Origin of the sequence: Streptomyces sp. FH025 (genome assembly GCF_017427025.1) — a bacterium.
Classification (GTDB): domain Bacteria; phylum Actinomycetota; class Actinomycetes; order Streptomycetales; family Streptomycetaceae; genus Kitasatospora.
Genome location: NZ_JAFLNG010000741.1, coordinates 1 through 3635, shown reverse-complemented (window position 1 = coordinate 3635; position 3635 = coordinate 1). Strand labels below are relative to the sequence as shown.

Annotated in this window: 5 protein-coding genes; all 5 read left to right on the top strand. The window is 74.1% G+C overall.

All coding sequences use genetic code 11. From position 1 onward, the window contains the following. A partial coding sequence (locus J0670_RS33060; protein WP_207815855.1) for a DUF2752 domain-containing protein occupies positions 1-250 on the top strand: 250 nt, incomplete at its 5' end. A gap of 217 nt (positions 251-467) precedes the next feature. Further along, complete coding sequence (trpC, locus tag J0670_RS33055) at positions 468-1274, top strand: indole-3-glycerol phosphate synthase TrpC (RefSeq protein ID WP_207815853.1); 807 nt, start codon at positions 468-470, stop codon at positions 1272-1274. A gap of 10 nt (positions 1275-1284) precedes the next feature. Then, positions 1285-1476: a tryptophan biosynthesis modulator TrpM gene (gene trpM, locus J0670_RS39660; protein ID WP_243437871.1), complete on the top strand. Its 192-nt coding sequence runs from the start codon at positions 1285-1287 to the stop codon at positions 1474-1476. 10 nt (positions 1477-1486) lie between these two features. Then, positions 1487-2755 carry a tryptophan synthase subunit beta gene (trpB, locus tag J0670_RS33050; RefSeq protein WP_207815851.1) on the top strand — a complete coding sequence of 423 codons (1269 nt, stop codon included), beginning with the start codon at positions 1487-1489 and terminating at the stop codon, positions 2753-2755. A gap of 2 nt (positions 2756-2757) precedes the next feature. Continuing rightward, the gene (trpA, locus tag J0670_RS33045; protein WP_207815849.1) at positions 2758-3567 is read left to right on the top strand and encodes a tryptophan synthase subunit alpha; all 810 of its coding nucleotides are present in this window, start codon (positions 2758-2760) and stop codon (positions 3565-3567) included. Positions 3568-3635: the final 68 nt, after the last annotated feature.

Here is a 3635-nt window from a genome sequence, read left to right as displayed (position 1 = left end):
GCGCTGCGTCCACGCGCTGGCCCACGGGGACCTCACCGGGGCCCTGCACGACAACGCCGTGGCCGTCCTGCTGTTCGGCGTCCTGGCGGTGCTCTGGCTGCGCTGGGGCTGGGCCGCGCTGACCGGCGGGCCGCCGCCGAGGGTCTCGGTCGGGGCCCGGCGCTGGGCGCTGATCGTCCTGCTGGTGCTGGTGTTCGCGGTGGTCCGGAACCTGCCGGTGGGGGCCGGTCTGGCGCCGCCGGTGGTGTGAGCCGGCCGGGGCGGACGGGGTGCGGATCCGGTGAAGCCGCAGTTGGGGGCCACGGCCGGAGCGTCCCGTTCCGCGAGACGCACGCCGGGTGGATGCGCTGCGCGCCCCCGGGTGCCGATACCATCGAAGTGCCGACGGGCCCCCGCCCGTCCGGCTCGCGCCGGCGAACCAGTGTCAAGGACTGGCGGACCGGCAGATCAGAGATGGGGGCTCCCGAGTGAGTGTGCTCGACACGATCATCGAAGGGGTCCGTGAGGACCTCGCCGAGCGGCAGGCCCGGGTTTCCCTGGACGCGCTCAAGGAGCTCGCGGCCAAGGCCCCGGAGGCCAAGGACGGCGTCGCCGCCCTCAAGGGCGACGGGGTCCGGGTGATCTGCGAGGTGAAGCGCTCCAGCCCGTCCAAGGGCGCTCTGGCCGCGATCGCCGATCCGGCCGCCCTGGCCCGCGACTACGCGGCCGGCGGTGCCGCCGCGATCAGCGTGCTGACCGAGCAGCGCCGCTTCGGCGGGTCGCTCGCCGACCTCGACACCGTCCGCGCCGCGGTGGACACCCCGCTGCTGCGCAAGGACTTCATCGTCACCGCCTACCAGCTGTGGGAGGCCCGCGCGCACGGCGCCGACCTCGCCCTGCTGATCGTCGCGGCCCTCGACCAGCCGGCCCTGGTGTCGCTGATCGAGCGCGCCGAGTCGATCGGCCTCACGCCGCTGGTCGAGGTGCACGACGAGGAGGAGATCAAGCGCGCGGTGGACGCCGGGGCGCGGATCATCGGCGTCAACGCCCGCAACCTCAAGACCCTCGAGGTGGACCGCAACACCTTCGAGAACGTGGCCCACGCCATTCCGGACGGCGTCGTCAAGGTCGCCGAGTCCGGTGTGCGCGGACCGCTGGACGTGATCAACTACGCCAACCTGGGCGCCGACGCGGTACTGGTCGGCGAGGCCCTGGTGACCGGCCGGGACCCGCGCGCCGCGGTCGCCGACCTGGTCGCGGCCGGGGCGCACCCGGCCGTGCGGCACAAGGACTGACGCGGCCCGGATGAAGATCGCCACCCGACTCGCCCCCGGCTGCCGCCCGCGCGGCTGCCGCGCACCCGCACGCCGGGTGCTGGGGCGTCGGGTGCGGTACGTCATCGGCTGCGAGCCGGGGCAGGTGCCGGGGCGGCGATGGCGCGTGACGCACGGCTGGAACCCAGCCGATCGACGTCACGCCATCCAATCTCCGTCCTAGGGAAACCACCATGTCCGAGAAGGACTACCTGCCCGGCGCCCAGGTGCCGGACGCCCGCGGCTACTTCGGCGCGTACGGCGGCCGCTTCATCCCCGAGGCGCTGGTCGCCGCGGTCGAGCAGGTCGCCGAGGAGTACGAGAAGGCCAAGGCCGACCCGGCCTTCGCCGCCGAGCTCGACGCGCTGCTCAAGGACTACACCGGCCGCCCGAGCCCGCTGACCGACGTGCACCGCTTCTCCGCCGAGGCGGGCGGGGCGCGCATCCTGCTCAAGCGCGAGGACCTCAACCACACCGGCTCGCACAAGATCAACAACGTGCTGGGCCAGGCCCTGCTCACCCGGCGGATGGGCAAGACCCGGATCATCGCCGAGACCGGCGCCGGGCAGCACGGCGTGGCCACCGCCACCGCCTGCGCGCTGTTCGGCTTCGACTGCACCATCTACATGGGCGAGGTCGACACCCAGCGCCAGGCGCTCAACGTCGCCCGGATGCGGATGCTCGGCGCCGAGGTGGTGGCCGTCAAGTCCGGTAGCCGCACGCTCAAGGACGCCATCAACGAGGCGTTCCGGGACTGGGTCGCCAACGTCGACTCCACCCACTACCTGTTCGGTACCGTCGCCGGGCCGCACCCCTTCCCGATGATGGTCCGCGACTTCCACCGGGTGATCGGCGTCGAGGCCCGGCAGCAGGTGCTCGACCGCACCGGGCGGCTGCCCGACGCGGTGGTCGCCTGCGTCGGCGGCGGCTCCAACGCGATGGGCATCTTCCACGAGTTCATCCCGGACGCCGGCGTGCGGCTGATCGGCTGCGAGGCGGCCGGCGAGGGCGCCGACACGCCCAGGCACGCGGCCACCCTCACCAAGGGCGACCCCGGGGTGCTGCACGGCTCCCGCACCTACGTCCTCCAGGACGAGGACGGCCAGACCATCGAGTCGCACTCCATCTCGGCGGGCCTGGACTACCCGGGCGTCGGGCCGGAGCACGCCTGGCTGAAGGACACCGGCCGGGCCGAGTACCGGCCGGTCACCGACGACGCCGCGATGCAGGCGCTGCGGCTGCTGTCCCGCACCGAGGGCATCATCCCGGCCATCGAGAGCGCGCACGCGCTCGCCGGGGCGCTGGAGCTGGGCCGCGAGCTCGGGCCGGAGGCGACCATCCTGGTCTCCCTCTCGGGGCGCGGGGACAAGGACATGCACACGGCGGCGGAGTACTTCGGGCTGTACGACGAGCCGGGCGCCGGAACCGCTTCCGCAGACGACGCCGCCAACGGGGGTAAGTGATCATGGCTTCGAAGCTCAGCAGCAGTCTGGCGGCCGCCAAGGCCGAGGGCCGTGCCGCGCTGATCGGCTACCTGCCGGCCGGCTTCCCGACCGTCGACGGCGGCATCCGGGCGATCAACGCGCTGATCGAGGGCGGCTGCGACGTGGTCGAGGTCGGCCTGCCGCACTCCGACCCGGTGCTGGACGGCGCCGTCATCCAGACCGCCGACGACATCGCGCTGCGCGGCGGCGTGCGGATCAAGGACGTGCTGCGCACCGTCCGGGAGGTCGCCACCGCGCACCCCGAGGCGGCGGTGCTGGTGATGACGTACTGGAACCCCGTCGACCGCTACGGCGTGGCGCGGTTCGCCGCCGACCTGGCCGCGGCGGGCGGGGCCGGGTGCATCCTGCCGGACCTGCCGGTGGAGGAGTCCGAGGAGTGGCGCAAGGCGGCGGGCGAGCACGGGCTAGACACCGTGTTCGTGGTCGCGCCGAGCAGCAAGGACGAGCGGCTGGCCGAGGTCACGGCGGCGGGCAGCGGGTTCGTGTACGCGGCCGCGGTGATGGGCGTGACCGGCACCCGCTCGGCGGTCGGCTCGATGGCCGAGGACCTGGTCGCCCGGACCCGGGCCACGACGGACCTGCCGGTCTGCGTCGGGCTCGGGGTCTCGAACGCCGAGCAGGCGGCCGAGGTCGCGCGGTTCGCGGACGGCGTGATCGTGGGGTCGGCCTTCGTGAAGCGGATCCTGGCGGCCGGGGACGACGAGGCGGCGGCGCTGGACGGCGTGCGGGCGCAGGCCAGGGAGCTGGCGGCCGGTGTCCGGAGCCGCTGACGCGCGGTAGACCTGCGGTGCCCGACGGCCCGTCACTCCTCCGGAGTGGCGGGCCGTCGGCGTCGGCG